Consider the following 15,899-nt stretch of genomic DNA (forward strand, 5'->3'; position numbering starts at 1 on the left):
GATCAACCTAGCGGCGCCGCGGCCTACAGTTTGCGTAGCCGCAGCCGCTTGATGGAGTGGTCGGCATCCTTGCGCAGCACCAATGTTGCCCGCGGCCGAGTCGGCAGGATGTTTTCAACGAGGTTGGGTCGGTTGATCGTTCGCCAGATCTCGCGCGCGGCGACCACAGCTTCCGGGTCGGGCAGCGCCGAGTAGTGGTGGAAGTGTGACTCCGGGTTGGCAAACGCGGTGCTGCGCATGGCCAGGAACCGCGACACGTACCACTGCTCGATGTCTTCGATTCGGGCGTCCACATACAGCGAGAAATCGAACAGATCCGACACCATCAGCGTCGGGCCCGTCTGAAGTACGTTGAGTCCCTCCAAGATCAAGATGTCGGGATGGCGGACGACTTGTTTGGCTCCGGGGATGATGTTGTAGTGCAGGTGTGAATACACCGGTGCGCAGGCATAGTCGGACCCGGACTTCACCGACGTGACGAACCGCATCAGCGCCCTGCGGTTGTAGCTTTCTGGAAAGCCCTTGCGGTGCATCAGATTTCGTCGCTCCAACTCGGCGTTGGGGTAGAGAAATCCGTCTGTGGTGACCAGGTCCACCCGGGGATGGTGATCCCAGCGCGCCAAGAGGGCCTGAAGCACGCGGGCGGTGGTCGACTTGCCGACTGCCACGCTGCCGGCCACGCCGATGATGAACGGCACCGGCCGGTCAGGGTTCTGCTGTGGCTCACCCAGGAATTCCGCGGTAGCGGCGAACAGTCGTTGACGGGCCGCGACCTGAAGATGAAGCAACCGGGCCAGGGGCAGGAAGACCTCTTCGACCTCGAGCAGGTCGATCTGTTCCCCGAGGCCGCGCAGGCCGATCAGTTCGGCTTCGGTGAGAGCCAGCGGTGTCGACATTCGCAGCGCGCGCCACTGCCTTCGGTCGAACTCCACATAGGGGCTCGGCTCGCTAAGCCGTGACATGGCATAAGTCTTACAGGGGCGAGGGCATGCTTGTCGCCTGGGGCCAGCGGTACTGGGGGATCGGGCCCGCAACGGCACCACTGGATACACTGGCGGCCGTGACTGCCGCACCTGACGCTCGCACTTCCGCCCCAAAATCCGCGCCGAGAAATGCTTCTGTGATGGAGGCTCCGCTCGCTGAGGTCGACCCCGACATCGCAGCGCTGCTGGGCAAGGAACTCGGTAGGCAGCGGGACACGCTGGAGATGATCGCCTCGGAGAACTTCGTCCCGCGAGCGGTATTGCAGGCCCAGGGCAGTGTCTTGACCAACAAGTACGCCGAGGGCCTGCCGGGCCGGCGTTACTACGGCGGTTGCGAGCACGTCGATGTGGTGGAAAACATTGCCCGCGACCGGGCTAAGGCGCTGTTCGGCGCCGATTTCGCCAACGTGCAGCCGCATTCGGGCGCCCAGGCCAACGCCGCGGTGTTGCATGCGCTCATGTCGCCGGGGGAGCGGCTGCTGGGGCTGGATCTGGCCAATGGGGGCCACCTGACCCACGGCATGCGGCTGAACTTCTCCGGCAAGTTGTACGAGAACGGCTTCTACGGCGTCGACCCGACGACGCACCTGATCGACATGGACGCGGTGCGGGCCAAGGCGCTCGAGTTCCGTCCGAAGGTGATCATCGCCGGCTGGTCGGCCTATCCCCGGGTGCTCGACTTCGCGGCCTTCCGCTCCATCGCCGATGAGGTTGGCGCCCAGTTGTTTGTCGACATGGCCCACTTCGCCGGGCTGGTGGCTGCCGGATTGCATCTGTCCCCGGTGCCGCATGCGGATGTGGTTTCCACCACAATTCACAAGACGCTCGGTGGCGGCCGGTCGGGCATGATCCTGGGCAAGCAGGAATTCGCCAAGACCATCAATTCGGCGGTTTTCCCTGGCCAGCAGGGCGGTCCGCTCATGCATGTCATCGCGGGCAAGGCGGTGGCACTCAAGATCGCTGGCACGCTCGAATTCGCCGATCGGCAGCGGCGCACGCTGGCGGGTGCCCGGATTGTCGCCGATCGGCTGATGGCTTCCGACGTCGCCAAGGCGGGGGTCTCGGTGGTCAGCGGCGGCACCGACGTGCACCTGGTACTGGTCGATTTGCGTGATTCCCCGCTCGATGGCCAGGCGGCCGAAGACCTGCTGCACGAGGCGGGAATCACGGTCAACCGCAACGCTGTCCCCAACGATCCGCGGCCACCGATGGTGACCTCGGGCTTGCGGATCGGGACTCCCGCATTGGCCACCCGCGGGTTCGGCGATGCCGAATTCAGTGAGGTCGCCGACGTGATCGCGGGCGCCCTCGCGGCCGGGCGCTCGGCCGATGTGGCCGCGCTGCGGGCCAGGGTAACCCGTCTGGCCAGGGACTTTCCCCTCTACGAGGGCCTCGAGGAGTGGAATCTCGTAGATCGCTGACGGCGACACGGGGGGTCGATTTTAATTATCCTGTGTATGAGGGTTACAGTTACCGCATGGCACAGAAACCTGTCGCTAATGCGCTGACCCTCGAACTTGAGCCCGTGGTCGAACAGAACATGGCTCGCCACCTCGACACCGAGGACATTTGGTTCGCCCACGACTTCGTCCCCTTCGACCAGGGCGAGAACTTCGCCTTCCTCGGTGGACGTGACTGGGATCCCTCCCAGACGACGCTGCCCAGGCTGATCACCGATGCCTGCGAGATCCTGTTGATCCTCAAGGACAACCTGGCCGGCCGTCACCGCGAACTCGTCGAGCACTTCATTCTCGAGGACTGGTGGGGTCGTTGGCTGGGTAGATGGACCGCTGAGGAGCACCTGCACGCCATCGCTCTGCGCGACTACCTGGTGGTGACTCGCGAGGTCGACCCGGTCCTCAACGAAGACGTCCGCGTCCAGTACGTGATGAAGGGGTACCGGGCCGAGAAGTACACGCAGGTCGAAACTCTCGTGTACATGGCCTTCTACGAGCGCTCCCTGGTCGCCTTCTGCCGCAACCTGGCTGCCCAGATCGAGGAACCCGTCCTGGCCGGCATGATCGACCGGATCGGCCGTGACGAAGCGCGTCACGAGTTGTTCTTTGCCAATCTTGTGGACCACTGCCTGGCCACCCGCCGCGACGAGACGATCGCCGCGATTGCCGCCCGGGCCGGCGATCTGCAGGCCCCCGGTGCCGACATCGACGCCTACCAGGACAAACTGCGCGACGTTGCCGAGGCCGGAATCTTTGGCGCGGACCAGCTCAAGCAGGTTGTTTCGGGCCGCATCACCGAATGGGGATTGGCTGAGGAGCCTGCGCTCAAGCAGTTCGTGACGGGCTAGATCGACTTCGACAAAACGATGCACTGCGCCTGGCGCAGTGCATCGTTTTCGTCTGTTGGGCTTGACCGCTCAGCTCCTGCGCGGCGCGACCGCGCGGTCCGTCGTCGTCAAGGTGTGCTTGCCTCGGCGCGCCTGTCCTGCGTGGGTGTGCTCACCGGAGTAGCGTCGCAGGTGATGGTCAGCGACTTGCTCAGCTGCCAGGGCGGCACCTTCCGTCACTACAACGGCAGGACCGGCCCCGGTCCTGGTACCGCGGCCCGCGTCGACACGCTCGTGCGGGTCCGCCCGAGCGGCAATCGCTCGAGGAGCGCTCTGTGACCGATATTCGGACTTACGTGCTGGACACCTCCGTGTTGCTGTCCGACCCCTGGGCCTGCAGCCGGTTCGCCGAGCACGAAGTGGTGGTTCCACTGGTGGTAATCAGTGAGCTCGAAGCCAAGCGGCATCACCATGAGTTGGGTTGGTTCGCCCGGCAGGCATTGCGGTTGTTCGACGACCTTCGACTGGAACACGGGCGGCTGGATCAGCCCATTCCGGTTGGTAAACAAGGTGGTTCGTTGCACGTCGAGCTCAACCACACCGACCCTTCGGTGCTGCCCGCGGGATTCCGTACCGACAGCAACGACTCTCGCATCTTGAGTTGCGCGGCCAACCTTGCCGCCGAGGGCAGACGAGTTACGTTGGTCAGCAAGGACATTCCGCTTCGAGTCAAGGCCGCTGCGGTGGGCTTGGCGGCTGACGAGTACCACGCGCAGGACGTCGTAGCCTCCGGCTGGTCCGGGATGCACGAAATCGAAACGGCTGCAGGGGATATCGATGCCCTATTCGCCGACGGAGAGATCGACCTGGCCGAAGCCCGCGATCTGCCCTGCCACACCGGGGTCCGGCTGCTGGGCGGAAGTTCACATGCGCTGGGCCGGGTCACCGCGGCCAAACGTGTGCAGCTAGTCCGCGGTGACCGCGAGGTTTTCGGTTTGCGGGGTCGCTCGGCCGAACAGCGGGTAGCGCTGGACCTGCTGCTCGACGAGTCGGTGGGCATCGTGTCGATGGGCGGCAAAGCCGGGACCGGAAAGTCGGCGCTGGCGCTGTGTGCCGGCCTGGAAGCGGTGCTCGAGCGCCGCACTCACCGCAAGGTGGTCGTTTTCCGCCCGCTCTATGCGGTGGGCGGCCAGGAGCTGGGCTACCTACCCGGCAGCGAGAGCGACAAGATGGGGCCATGGGCCCAAGCCGTCTTCGACACGCTCGAAGGTTTGGCCAGCCCGGCGGTGCTCGAGGAGGTTCTCTCCCGGGGCATGCTCGAGGTGCTGCCGCTCACCCACATCCGGGGCCGCTCGTTGCATGACTCGTTCGTCATCGTCGACGAAGCCCAATCGCTGGAACGCAACGTGCTCTTGACCGTGCTGTCGCGGCTGGGTACCGGGTCCCGGGTGGTGTTGACGCACGACATCGCGCAGCGCGACAACCTGCGAGTCGGCCGCCACGACGGCATTGTCGCGGTGATCGAGAAACTCAAGGGGCATCCGCTGTTTGCGCACATCACGCTGCTGCGTAGTGAACGGTCCCCGATCGCCGCGCTGGTCACCGAGATGCTCGAAGAGATCGCCGGGCCGCACTGATCGGCCCCTGACCAGGGCGCGAGACCCCGCGATGGCGGGATCGGGTGCCCAGCGCCAGGTAGGCTGCCAAGGTGCGCAAACGACCCGACAACCAGGCCTGGCGGTATTGGCGCATGGTCGTCGGGGTCGTTGCGGCGGTGGCCGTGCTGGTGATCGGCAGCCTGACCGGCCATGTCACGCGTGCCGATGACCAGAGTTGCGCGGTGGTCAAATGTGTCGCGCTGACCTTCGATGACGGTCCAAGCCCGTTCACGGATCGTCTGCTGCAAATCCTGAAGGACAACGACGCCAAGGCCACGTTCTTCCTGATCGGCAACAAGGTGGCGGCCAACCCCGCGGCAGCGAAACGCATCGCCGAAGCGGGCATGGAGATCGGCAGCCACACCTGGGAACACCCCAACATGACGACCATCCCCGAAGCGGACATCGCCGGCCAGTTTTCCCGGGCCAACGACGCGATCAAAGCCGCGACGGGTCGCACACCCACGCTCTATCGTCCCGCCGGGGGACTGTCCAACGCGGCGGTGCGCCAGACCGCCGCAAAATACGGCCAAGCCGAAATCCTCTGGGATGTCATCCCCTTCGACTGGGCCAACGACTCCAACACCGCGGCCACGCGCTACATGCTGATGAGGCAGATCAAGCCGGGTTCGGTGGTGTTGTTTCATGACACCTACTCGAGCACCGTCGACCTGGTCTACCAGTTCATTCCGGTGCTCAAGGCAAATGGCTATCGCCTGGTGACGGTCAGCGAGCTGCTCGGGCCGCGGGCGCCCGGCAGCAGCTACGGCAGCCGGGACAACGGCCCGCCCGTCGACGAACTGCGCGACATTCCGCCCAGCGACATCCCGCCGTTGCCCAACACCCCGTCGCCCAAACCCATGCCGAACTTCCCGATCACCGACATAGCGGGTCAGAACTCAGGCGGGCCCAATAACGGTGCCTAGCACCAGCGCTTCGGCAGGCCAAGCGCAGCCGAAGACCGCCCGCAGGCTTTTACTGCAATACGCGTTCGACCTCGCCCTGGCCTACTTCATCGCCGTCGTTGATGCATCGGCGATCTTGATCCCACTGCGCGGTCACACCTACGTCGACTTCGCCCAACGAAACCTGCCGGTGGTGTCGGTCCTGGTGGTGCTGGGGATCATCAGCGTCGCGGTTGCCGGAGCACTGACCCTGGCCCCCACCCTGCAGTGGTTCGTCCCGGGGCACCCGCCCACCAAGGCGCAGCGAGAAGCCGCGCTGCGGCTCGGTGGTCGCCAGTCGCTGATCCTGGTCGGAGCCTGGGCCGCATCCGGGGCAGTCCTGATGCTGCTCAACCACGCGGACGGCACCAAGATCCTGCTGCCGATTCTGCTCGGTGTGGTGCTGGGGGGACCCGCCGCCGCGGGCACCGGCATGCTGCTGGCGCAACGCACCCTGCGGCCCATCGTGGGGGTGGCCACCCGGGGCGGCCAGCCGCGACTGGCGGTCCCCGGCGTGTTCGCCCGGCTGGTCCTGCTCTGGTTCCTGTGCAGCGCCTTGCCCATCGGGGTCATCGGGACCTTCATCGTGTTGCGGTCCTACGGGTGGGTCATTGAACAGTCCGCGTCGCTGGATGTGCCGATCCTGGTCGTATCGTTGGCCGCCCTGTTGCTCGGGCTGCCGACGATGATCCTGACCTCGCGATCCATCTCCGATCCACTCGATGAGATCGTCGACGCCATGGGGCAGGTCGAGCACGGCCACATCGGCACCTACGTCGGTTCCTACGAGCGCTCCCAAATTGGGCGCCTGCAAACGGGGTTCAACCGCATGGTGGCCGGCCTGGAAGAGCGGGAACGCCTCCGGGACCTGTTCGGCCGCCATGTCGGCACCGATGTCGCACGCCGCGCCCTCGAAGAGGGCTCCGGGTCGCCGGGCGAAGTGGTGGAGGCGGCGGTTCTCTACATCGACCTGGTGGGCTCCACGCAGCTGGCCGAAAACCGCCCGCCGCAAGAGGTAGCCGAAGTGCTCAACGACTTCTTCCGGATAGTCGTCGACGCCGTCGATGAGCATCAGGGGCTGATCAACAAATTCGAAGGTGACGCTGCGCTGGCCGTCTTCGGAGCGCCGCTGCGAACCGGTGATCCGGCGTCGGCCGCGCTGGCGACGGCGCGCGCGTTGGGCACCCAGCTGCGTGGCCTACCGGCGGTGGATTTCGGTGTCGGTGTTTCGGCGGGGCGGGTTTTTGCCGGCAACATCGGTGCGGAAAACCGCTACGAATACACGGTCATCGGCGACGCGGTCAATGAGGCCGCACGGCTGGCCGACCTCGCCAAGACCTCCGAGCGGCGGATTCTGTGTTCGGCGGCGGCGCTTGACCGCGCCCATGAGGCCGAGTGCCGTCGCTGGATCCAGTGCTATTCCACGGTGCTGCGCGGCCGCTCCGAAGCCACGCACGTCTGTGCCCCGGCCGAGGCCGGCTAGCGCGGGTTCGGCTCGGTACTTGTCGGTTTTCAGGACTTGTCGACCTTGAGTGCCGCAATGACCTTGCTGATCGTGGCCGCCGAGGCGGCATCGCTGATGGGTGTGGCGCCCAGGAAGATGGTGACCGGTTTGGTGTCGACGGCGATGATGACCACGGAGTCACCCTTGACGTTGCGTGAGGTGTCGGCGATCGTGATGTCGGCGTCAACTCGAGCCGCCTTGACCCCGTCGACGGTGGTCGACGACTTCTTGGTGGGGCCCAGGGTGGGCGACGACTGCACGTAGCCGGGGCCGTCGACCACACATTGCATCAGCTTCGATGCCTGCTCGCTGACATCCATGCTGGCCACGAAGTTGGTGACGGCGACCTCGGCCTGCATCATCCACTGGCTGGCGTCGGGTACCTCCTGGCCGACCCCCAACGCTCCAATCAGGTTGGGGCTCTGATCGTCGCCGAATACCGACCAGCCCGGTGCCGCGCTGATCGGGAACGACAACTTGCCGGCACTGATGATCTCCCCGAGTGGCCGCTCACCGGCGGACACGTTGGGGGTGCAGCCGGTCGCGTTCTGCTCGGAGTTGTCCGGCTCCGAAGTCGAAGCGCCGCTGGTCGCGGAGGTGCCCGAGGGGCCGGCGTTGTTCGATTTGTTGCCGCCGAGCGTAAAGACCAGCACCACTACCAGCGCCAGTACGCCCAGCACGGCGACACCGGCGATGATCAGCCACGGTGCCTTCGAGCCCGGTCCTTTCGGCGGCGGTCCGGGTGAGTACGGCCCGGTCGGCCAGCCGGGGCCGGTGCCATACGGCTGACCGGCCTGGGGGAATTGCTGGGGTGGATAGGTGCCCGACCCGTAGGAAGGCGCACCGCCCTGCGGGTTGGTGTACGGCCCGGTCGGTGGGTACGGGTATTGGCCGCCGGCCTGGGGCTGGCCGTACCCGTAGGGGGCCTGACCATACGGGTTGTAGCCGGCCGGATCCTGGCCATAGGGCCCACCGGGAGGAGTCGTCATACGCCTAACCATCCTCGTTTCCTTGAACCGCCTCGGTTGAGGGGGTCGCGCAACCGCGCGGGCGTAGCCAGTCGCCCGGCACGGACCTAGGTCGGCCTAGTCGTCGGTCGCTTCGACCTTGGCCATCGCAAGCACGTCGAGACGGCGGTCGAGTTCCTCGAGCGAGAGCTTGTCGCCGATCAAGCCGCGATCGATGACGGTCTGGCGGATCGTCTTGCGTTCCTTGAGCGCTTGCTTGGCGACCGCGGCCGCCTCCTCGTAGCCGATCGCCGAGTTCAGCGGTGTCACGATCGACGGTGAGGACTCCGCGAGTTCACGCAGGTGCTCGGCGTTGGCGGTCAACCCGGCAATGCAGCGCTGCGCGAACAGCTTTGAGACGTTGGTCAGCAACGTGAATGACTCGAGGATGTTGCGGGCCATCATCGGGATGTAGACGTTGAGCTCGAAGGCGCCATTGGCGCCGCCCCAGGCCACCGCCGCGTCGTTGCCGATCACCTGCGCCGCGACCTGCGTAACAGCCTCGGGGAGAACCGGATTCACCTTGCCCGGCATGATGGAGCTGCCGGGCTGCAGGTCCGGCAGCTGGATTTCGGCCAAACCGGTCAACGGACCGGAGCCCATCCAGCGGATGTCGTTGGCAATCTTGGTCAGCGACACCGCGATGGTGCGCAGCGCCCCGGAGGCCTCGACCAATCCGTCCCGTGCGGCTTGGGCTTCGAAAGAGTTCGCCGCCGTTCGCAATTGGGGCAGCCCGGTCTGGGACACCAGCACCGACACCACCTTGACGCCGAAGCCCTCGGGGGCGTTGAGTCCGGTACCGACCGCGGTACCGCCGATGGCCAGTTCGCCGAGTCGGGGCAACGTGGCGCGGACGCGCTCGATGCCGGCCTCGATCTGGCGGGCATACCCGCTGAACTCCTGGCCCAGCGTGACCGGAACCGCGTCCATCAAGTGGGTCCGGCCCGACTTGACCACCGACTGCCACTCGAGAGCCTTCGTGGCCAGGGCGTCCTGCAAGATCTCCAGGGCGGGGATGAGGTGGCTGACGGCGGCCTCGGTGGCCGCGATGTGAGTGGCGGTTGGGAAGGTGTCGTTCGACGACTGCGACATGTTGACGTCGTCGTTGGGGTGTACCGCCACGCCATTGGCGCCGGCGATGCTGGCGATCACCTCGTTGGTGTTCATGTTGGAGCTGGTGCCCGAGCCGGTCTGGAAGACATCGATCGGGAACTGGTCGTCGTGTTGGCCGTCGGCGATCTCGGCGGCGGCAGCGATGATCGCTTGGGCCTTCTCCGGTGCCAGCAGCCCGAGGTCCATGTTCACCTGCGCGCAAGCGCCCTTGAGCAGGCCCAAGGCGCGGATCTGGGCGCGCTCGAGACCGCGGCCCGAGATGGGGAAGTTTTCCACCGCCCGCTGGGTTTGGGCGCGCCATAGTGCCTTTGCCGGCACCCGGACCTCGCCCATGGTGTCGTGCTCGATGCGGTATTCGGTGTCGTTGTCGGCATCGTCGCGGGCGCTGTGGGCCATTGGCGGGTCCTTGCTGGTCGGGTTTGCGGGAGGGGTGTTACGGCAGGGGATAGGCGGCGGTGCTGTCGCCGGTGAAGTCGATCGCCGAGTATTCGTTGAGTTTGGAAAGTCGGTGGTAGGCCTCGATCATCCGCACGGTGCCCGACTTGGACCGCATCACGATCGACTGCGTGGTGCAGCCGCCCGGGTAGTAGCGAACACCCTTGAGCAGGTCACCGTCGGTGACCCCGGTGGCACAGAAGAAGACGTTTTCCCCGGACACCAAGTCCTCGGTGGTCAGCACCTGATCGAGGTCGTAGCCGGCGTCGAGCGCCTTGCGGCGCTCGGCCTCGTCCTTGGGGGCCAGTTGCGCCTGGATGGCTCCGCCCATGCAGCGAATCGCGGCGGCGGCGATGATGCCCTCCGGCGTGCCGCCGATCCCGGCCAGCATGTCGGTGCCCGATTCCGGTCGGCATGCCGAGATGGCGCCGGCGACGTCGCCATCGGTGATCAGCCGGATCCGGGCGCCGGTGGCCCGAACGTCTTCGATCAACTGGGCGTGTCGTGGCCGGTCCAGGATGCATACCGTCATGTCCCGCGCCGACAATGCCTTGACCCGGGCCACCGCCCGAACGTTCTCGGCAATGGGTGCGGTGATGTCGAGCACGTGCGCGGCCTCGGGGCCGACGGCGATCTTGTTCATGTAGAACACCGCCGACGGATCGAACATTGCACCGCGATCGGCTACCGCCAGCACCGAGATGGCGTTGGGCATGCCCTTGCTCATCAGTGTGGTGCCATCAATCGGGTCGACAGCGAAGTCGCACTCTGGCCCGTCGCCATTTCCGACGTCTTCGCCGTTGTACAACATCGGGGCGTCGTCTTTCTCGCCCTCGCCGATGACCACGACGCCACGCATCGACACCGAGTTCACCAGCTCGCGAATCGCGTCGACAGCGGCGGCGTCGCCACCCTCCTTGTCGCCGCGCCCCACCCAGCGGCCCGCGGCCATGGCACCGGCCTCGGTGACTCGCACGAGTTCCATCGCCAGGTTGCGGTCGGGGGCTTCGCCACGTGGCGGCCGTGGCAGCGATGGGTCGCGCCCCGCGACCGCGGTTGGCGACGAACCGGATCCCTGAGCTGTCATGGTTGGTGATTGTCCCAGAAGCAGATCACCGGGCTGGAGCTGGGATACTGGCCTGCGATACTGGCCAGGTGACTGGTGAGCCGCAGCCGGGCCCGAAGCCGGCCAAACCACGGTTGCTGCAGGATGGGCGCGACATGTTCTGGTCGCTTGCCCCGCTGGTGGTTGGCTGCATCCTGCTGGCAGGCCTGGTAGGGATGTGTTCCTTCCAACCGGGCGCGACCAATCGAGGAAATGTCCCGTCCTACGACGCCGCGGCGGCTCTGAAGGCCGACGCGGCCGCCCTGGGATTCCCGATTCGGCTGCCAGTCCTGCCGGATGGATGGAAAGCCAACTCGGGCGGTCGTGGCGGCATCGAGAATGGGCGCACCGATCCGGCTAACGGTCAGCTGCTGCGCGCGACCACCTCGAAGGTGGGATACATCAGCCCATCGGGGATGTACCTGAGCCTGACCCAGAGCAATACCGACGAGGACAAGCTGGTCCGATCGATCCATTCGGACATGTATCCGACTGGCACCGTGGATGTGGTCGACACCAGCTGGGTTGTCTACGAAGGCACCGATAGCAACGGCTCCACCGAGCCGGTGTGGACCACCCGGCTTACCAGCCCGCAGGGTCCCGCCCAGGTCGCAATCACCGGCGCCGGAAGCGCCGACGAATTCCGTACGCTGGCGCTGGCTACGCAATCGCAGGCGCCGCTGCCGACCAAGAATTAGCCGGCAAGCCGGCAGAAGGGACTGATCGTGAGCGGACCCGAAGCGGACTTGGCCGGATGGTCGGCGGCACCGTTCACCGGCGGCGGCTACACCCACGACGTCTTTCGCAAAGGCTCAGGCCCCGGAGTGGTGCTGATCCCGGAGATGCCGGGCATCCATCCCGGCGTGCTGGCGCTGGGAAACCACCTGGTGGACAACGGATTCACGGTGGCCATTCCGTCGTTGTTCGGCAAGCCGGGCAAGGCGGTGTCGATCGGTTATGTGGCGCTCGAAATCTCCCGCGGATGTGTGGCCAAGGAGTTCGCGGCGATGGCCACCAACAAGGAGCGGCCGGTATCGATCTTTCTGCGCGCGCTGGCGCGTGATCTCAACGCGTCCACACCGGGCAAGGGGGTGGGGGTGATCGGGCAATGCTTCACCGGCGGTTTTGCGTTGGCCGCCGCCGTCGATGACAGCGTGCTCGCCCCGGTGCTCAGTCAGCCGTCGGTGCCGCTGCCGCTGACGTCCGCGCAGCGCAGTGACCCCGGGCTAAGTGAGTCCGAGCTCCAGGTGGTCGCCGATCGTTGTGCGAATGAGGGGCTGTGCGCCATCGGTTTGCGCTTCAGCGAGGACAAGACGGCGCCGCGTGAGCGGTTCAGTACGCTCAAGGCGCGTCTGGGTGACGCGTTTGAGGTGATCGAGATCGATTCCGGCCCGGGCAACCCGGACGGCTTTGGCCGGATGGCGCATTCGGTACTCACCGAAGAGGTTCGTGAGGTGGATGGCCATCCGGCGTATGAGGCCCGTAAGCGCGTGGTCGAGTTCCTCACTGAGCGGTTGAGTCAGTAGCCGCGTTTGCCGGCGCATTCCCGGTTCTGCGGGGCAACCAGTTGCGGCGGGCGGGCTTGGCGCTGCGGTCCTTGAGTTCGACGCCCTTGTACACGGCCAGATAGACGTCGATCGTGGTGACGATGAGGATCATCAGCACCGGACCGATGATGATCCCCCACGGGCCGAACATGCCGATGCCGGCGAATACCGACGTCAGCATGAGCGCCGAATTGAGCCGGGCATCGCGTGGAACCAGAATCGGTCGCAAGAAGTTGTCGATATTGGTGACCACCAGCAAGTGCCACAAGACGACGAACGCCCCGCCGATATTGCCATAGAACGCCATCCCGATACCGAATGGAATTGTCACGATTCCGCCGCCGAGCGGAATGATGGACATTGCGGTGAGCAGGATCGCGAAAATGAAGAACCCGTGGTGAAATCCGGCGACGTAGATGGACGCGGCACCGGCAACGCCTTGACACAGCGCGATGACGAACTGACCGATCACGGTGCCGCGCACCATCGAGCCCATCTTGCGCAAGTACAAATCTGTGACTTCTTCACCCAGTGGGTTGAGCTGACCGATCAGTGTCCGCAGTTTCTCGCGGTTGAGCAGCAGTGCCATGAACACGTACAGAAAGATGATTCCCGAGGTAACCGCGCCGGCCAGGCTGCCGGCCGCATTCTGCAGAAAGTGCAGCAGCCACTGGCCGACGTTTTGAGCCACCGAGATCATCATTTTGCGCAGTGCCTCCGCCGTCACGGTGACATGCAAGAACGGCACTCGGGCCAGGAGCTCATTGACCAGCTGCAGGGCCTTGTCGCCGAGACTGCTCAGGTCGGTTGTCTTGACCCAGCCGGCAATGTTCTCCACCATCCGGGCAATCTGGACGACCGCCAGGCCGACCAGCAGCCCAACCGGGACGATGACCACCACCAATGCCGTCAACAGGGTGAGGGTCGCCGACAGGCCCGCGTTCAGCCGCTTGTTGAACCAATTGAACAGCGGTGTGAACAGATATGCGCCGACGGCGGCCACCACAATCAGCACGAAATAGCTGCGCAGGAAGTAGGCGCCGAACAGCAGGGCGGCCAGCGTGACAATCGCCAGAGCGCGTTTCTGACTGAGCGTGAATTCGGTGTTCACTGGACCGGGGCCCGCCCTCCGCGTCGGTGTTGAGCGCAACCTTAGCCGCAGACAGTGTTGTTGTTCGGGCGCTTGTCCCGTGCGCCCTGAGCACTCCGGTGCCATTGACCGCTGGGTGTGGCCCTTTCGGCAGCTGTGCGATTGCCAGTCGTTAACCTGAGCCAAGGGGAACAGGAGTTTTCACAATTATGACCAGTGACATCAGACGAATGGCGAGTGACGGCTATGTGGTCGAAACCGCCTACGGGCCGGTCCGGGGCGCCGAAGACGGCATTGCAGCGGCCGGTAGCGGGGTTCGGACTAAATCGTGGAAGGGCATCCGGTATGGAGCGCCGCCCGTGGGCGAGCTGCGGTTCCGGGCCCCACAGCCACCCCAACCATGGACCGAGATCGCCGATGCCACCGCTTTCGGGTCGGTCTGCCCTCAGCCGGTGCTGGCCAACATGCCCATCGACCTCGGCGCGCCGCAGGACGAAGACTGTCTACGGCTGAACATCTGGGCGCCAGCGAACACCGCACCCGGTGCCGCGAAACCGGTGATGGTGTGGCTGCACGGTGGCGCATACATGCTGGGCTCGGCAAGTCAGGCCCTCTATGACGGCCGGAGGTTGGCCAGCAGCGGTGAGGTCATCGTGGTGACGGTGAACTATCGGCTCGGTGCTCTGGGCTTCCTGGACCTGTCGTCGTTGAGCCATGCCGGACGGAGTTTTGATTCCAACGTCGGGCTGCGTGATGTGCTGGCTGCATTGCATTGGGTACGCGAGAACATCGCGGCGTTCGGCGGCGATCCCGCCAACATCACGCTGTTCGGTGAATCCGCCGGTGCGGGGCTGGTGACGACGCTGCTGGTGACCCCGGCGGCTCGGGGCTTGTTCTCCCGCGCGATCGCCCAAAGCTCGCCGGCTACCTCGGTATACGACCGGGAAAGGGCGCAGCGTGTCGCGGTGCACCTGCTCGACAAGCTGGGAATCGCCGCCAGCGACGTGGACAAACTGACGCAGCTGCCCACCGCGGCGATCGTTGCCGCCTCGACAGAAGTATTCAACGAAGTGCCGGTGCGTAACCCCGGCACGTTGGCGTTCGTCCCGATCGTCGACGGCGATGTGCTCACCGACTATCCGGTGAAGGTCGCTCAGGAGGGCCGCTCGCACCCGGTCCCATTGCTGATCGGCACCAACAAGCATGAAGCCGCGCTGTTCCGGCTGATGCGATCGCCGCTGATGCCGATCACGCCGCGCGCGATCACGTCCATGTTCACCCAGATCGCCGCCGAGCAGCCCGACCTGCAATTGCCGACCGAAGAGGAGATCGGGCTGGCCTATTCCCGGCTGCGGCGCAGGGCCAGGCCGCTCAGCATCGCCACCGACGTCGGCTTTCGGATGCCATCGGTATGGCTGGCCGAGGGCCACAGCAGGGTGGCGCCGGTGTACTTGTACCGCTTCGACTACTCCACGCCGCTGCTGAAGCTGTTGCTGGTCCGGGCTGCTCACGCGACCGAGCTGCCCTACGTCTGGGGCAATCTCGGGGGACCGCAGGACCCCACCTTGCGACTCGGTGGCGCGAAAACCGCCAAGGCCGTCTCCAAGAGGATGCGGACCCGGTGGATCAACTTTGCTACCCAGGACAATCCCGCGGGCCCCGCCGGTGAACCGGACTGGCCGGCTTACCAGGACGGCGACCGCGCTTGCCTGGTCATCGACAAGTCCGACAGGGTTGCGCGCGATATCGACGCACCCATTCGCGCCGCCTGGGGCCGGGAGGTCGTGGGTTTCCGGTAGGCGCAGGGCTCCGGCGTTAACGGTAGGCACGGGCAACTCCAGACCAACGACGAACAGTAACCAACTCGATCGTTCTCCAGATAGCCCGTGCCTACACTCCGGCCCCAATAGCGCGGCACCAAAGATCATCAACCCAGCTCACAAGCCTGCTAATCAACAACGCCGGAGCCCTGCCGGTAGGCGGACCATGGGGTGTCTGTTTCACGTTCGTCACAGGTGGGCAGACGACGAAGGCGGGACGCTGCTCCGTTCTTTGCCGCGCGGTGTGCGCAATGCGGGCCGAAGACACCCAATGCGGCGTCACAAATCTTGACGTGGTGGTGACGGTCGGCGTGCCGGTTGTCCTCTCGGGCGCCGCGCGGCTGCCGCGCGAGCGGGACCGGTCGAGCCATCGCTGGACGGTCGGACTGGTGATGTCGAGGTGTCGTGC

At 65.5% G+C, this 15,899-nt stretch carries 13 protein-coding genes; 8 read left to right on the forward strand and 5 right to left on the reverse strand.

The genetic code is table 11. The features are described from left to right. Positions 1 to 23: 23 nt before the first annotated feature. Positions 24 to 962 carry a type I pantothenate kinase gene (gene coaA / locus MMSP_RS08230; protein ID WP_011738565.1) on the reverse strand — a complete coding sequence of 313 codons (939 nt, stop codon included), beginning with the start codon at positions 960 to 962 and terminating at the stop codon, positions 24 to 26. Positions 963 to 1,123: 161 nt separating this feature from the next. Here coaA and glyA point away from each other — a divergent pair, with 161 nt between their 5' ends. From glyA to MMSP_RS08255, 5 genes are all read left to right on the forward strand, one after another. Beyond that, positions 1,124 to 2,404, forward strand: coding sequence for a serine hydroxymethyltransferase (glyA, locus tag MMSP_RS08235; protein ID WP_020786237.1), 1,281 nt, complete (start codon positions 1,124 to 1,126; stop codon positions 2,402 to 2,404). A gap of 56 nt (positions 2,405 to 2,460) precedes the next feature. After that, complete coding sequence (locus MMSP_RS08240) at positions 2,461 to 3,288, forward strand: acyl-ACP desaturase (RefSeq protein WP_020786238.1); 828 nt, start codon at positions 2,461 to 2,463, stop codon at positions 3,286 to 3,288. 314 nt (positions 3,289 to 3,602) lie between these two features. Next, on the forward strand, positions 3,603 to 4,904 hold the full coding sequence (locus MMSP_RS08245; RefSeq protein ID WP_012395935.1) for a PhoH family protein: 1,302 nt from the start codon (positions 3,603 to 3,605) through the stop codon (positions 4,902 to 4,904). A gap of 71 nt (positions 4,905 to 4,975) precedes the next feature. Beyond that, positions 4,976 to 5,851, forward strand: coding sequence for a polysaccharide deacetylase family protein (locus MMSP_RS08250; RefSeq protein ID WP_015356908.1), 876 nt, complete (start codon positions 4,976 to 4,978; stop codon positions 5,849 to 5,851). Between the two features lie 52 nt (positions 5,852 to 5,903). After that, a complete protein-coding gene (locus tag MMSP_RS08255; RefSeq protein WP_051045886.1) occupies positions 5,904 to 7,352 on the forward strand; it encodes an adenylate/guanylate cyclase domain-containing protein in 1,449 nt (482 codons plus the stop codon). 29 nt (positions 7,353 to 7,381) lie between these two features. On the opposite strand, the gene MMSP_RS08260 is transcribed toward MMSP_RS08255, so the two are convergent. The 3 genes from MMSP_RS08260 to glpX all read right to left on the reverse strand — a co-directional run bounded on the left by MMSP_RS08260 (position 7,382) and on the right by glpX (position 11,015). After that, on the reverse strand, positions 7,382 to 8,362 hold the full coding sequence (locus MMSP_RS08260) for a DUF3824 domain-containing protein (protein ID WP_020786240.1): 981 nt from the start codon (positions 8,360 to 8,362) through the stop codon (positions 7,382 to 7,384). Between the two features lie 96 nt (positions 8,363 to 8,458). Then, on the reverse strand, positions 8,459 to 9,889 hold the full coding sequence (locus MMSP_RS08265; protein WP_020786241.1) for a class II fumarate hydratase: 1,431 nt from the start codon (positions 9,887 to 9,889) through the stop codon (positions 8,459 to 8,461). Positions 9,890 to 9,926: 37 nt separating this feature from the next. Further along, on the reverse strand, positions 9,927 to 11,015 hold the full coding sequence (gene glpX, locus MMSP_RS08270; RefSeq protein ID WP_012395930.1) for a class II fructose-bisphosphatase: 1,089 nt from the start codon (positions 11,013 to 11,015) through the stop codon (positions 9,927 to 9,929). Between the two features lie 68 nt (positions 11,016 to 11,083). Between glpX and MMSP_RS08275 the strand changes: the two genes are divergently transcribed. Next, positions 11,084 to 11,731: a DUF4245 domain-containing protein gene (locus MMSP_RS08275; protein WP_020786242.1), complete on the forward strand. Its 648-nt coding sequence runs from the start codon at positions 11,084 to 11,086 to the stop codon at positions 11,729 to 11,731. A gap of 27 nt (positions 11,732 to 11,758) precedes the next feature. Next, positions 11,759 to 12,559, forward strand: a complete 801-nt coding sequence (locus MMSP_RS08280; protein ID WP_012395928.1) for a dienelactone hydrolase family protein — start codon at positions 11,759 to 11,761, stop codon at positions 12,557 to 12,559. Here MMSP_RS08280 and MMSP_RS08285 read toward each other — a convergent pair. After that, entirely contained in the window at positions 12,537 to 13,691 is a 1,155-nt protein-coding gene (locus tag MMSP_RS08285) for an AI-2E family transporter (RefSeq protein ID WP_020786243.1), read from the reverse strand. The two genes, MMSP_RS08280 and MMSP_RS08285, sit on opposite strands and share 23 nt — an antisense overlap. A 209-nt stretch (positions 13,692 to 13,900) precedes the next feature. Between MMSP_RS08285 and MMSP_RS08290 the strand changes: the two genes are divergently transcribed. Next, the gene (locus MMSP_RS08290) at positions 13,901 to 15,469 is read left to right on the forward strand and encodes a carboxylesterase/lipase family protein (protein WP_036427169.1); all 1,569 of its coding nucleotides are present in this window, start codon (positions 13,901 to 13,903) and stop codon (positions 15,467 to 15,469) included. Positions 15,470 to 15,899: the final 430 nt, after the last annotated feature.

Source organism: Mycobacterium sp. 012931 (genome assembly GCF_000419295.1).
GTDB lineage: Bacteria > Actinomycetota > Actinomycetes > Mycobacteriales > Mycobacteriaceae > Mycobacterium > Mycobacterium marinum.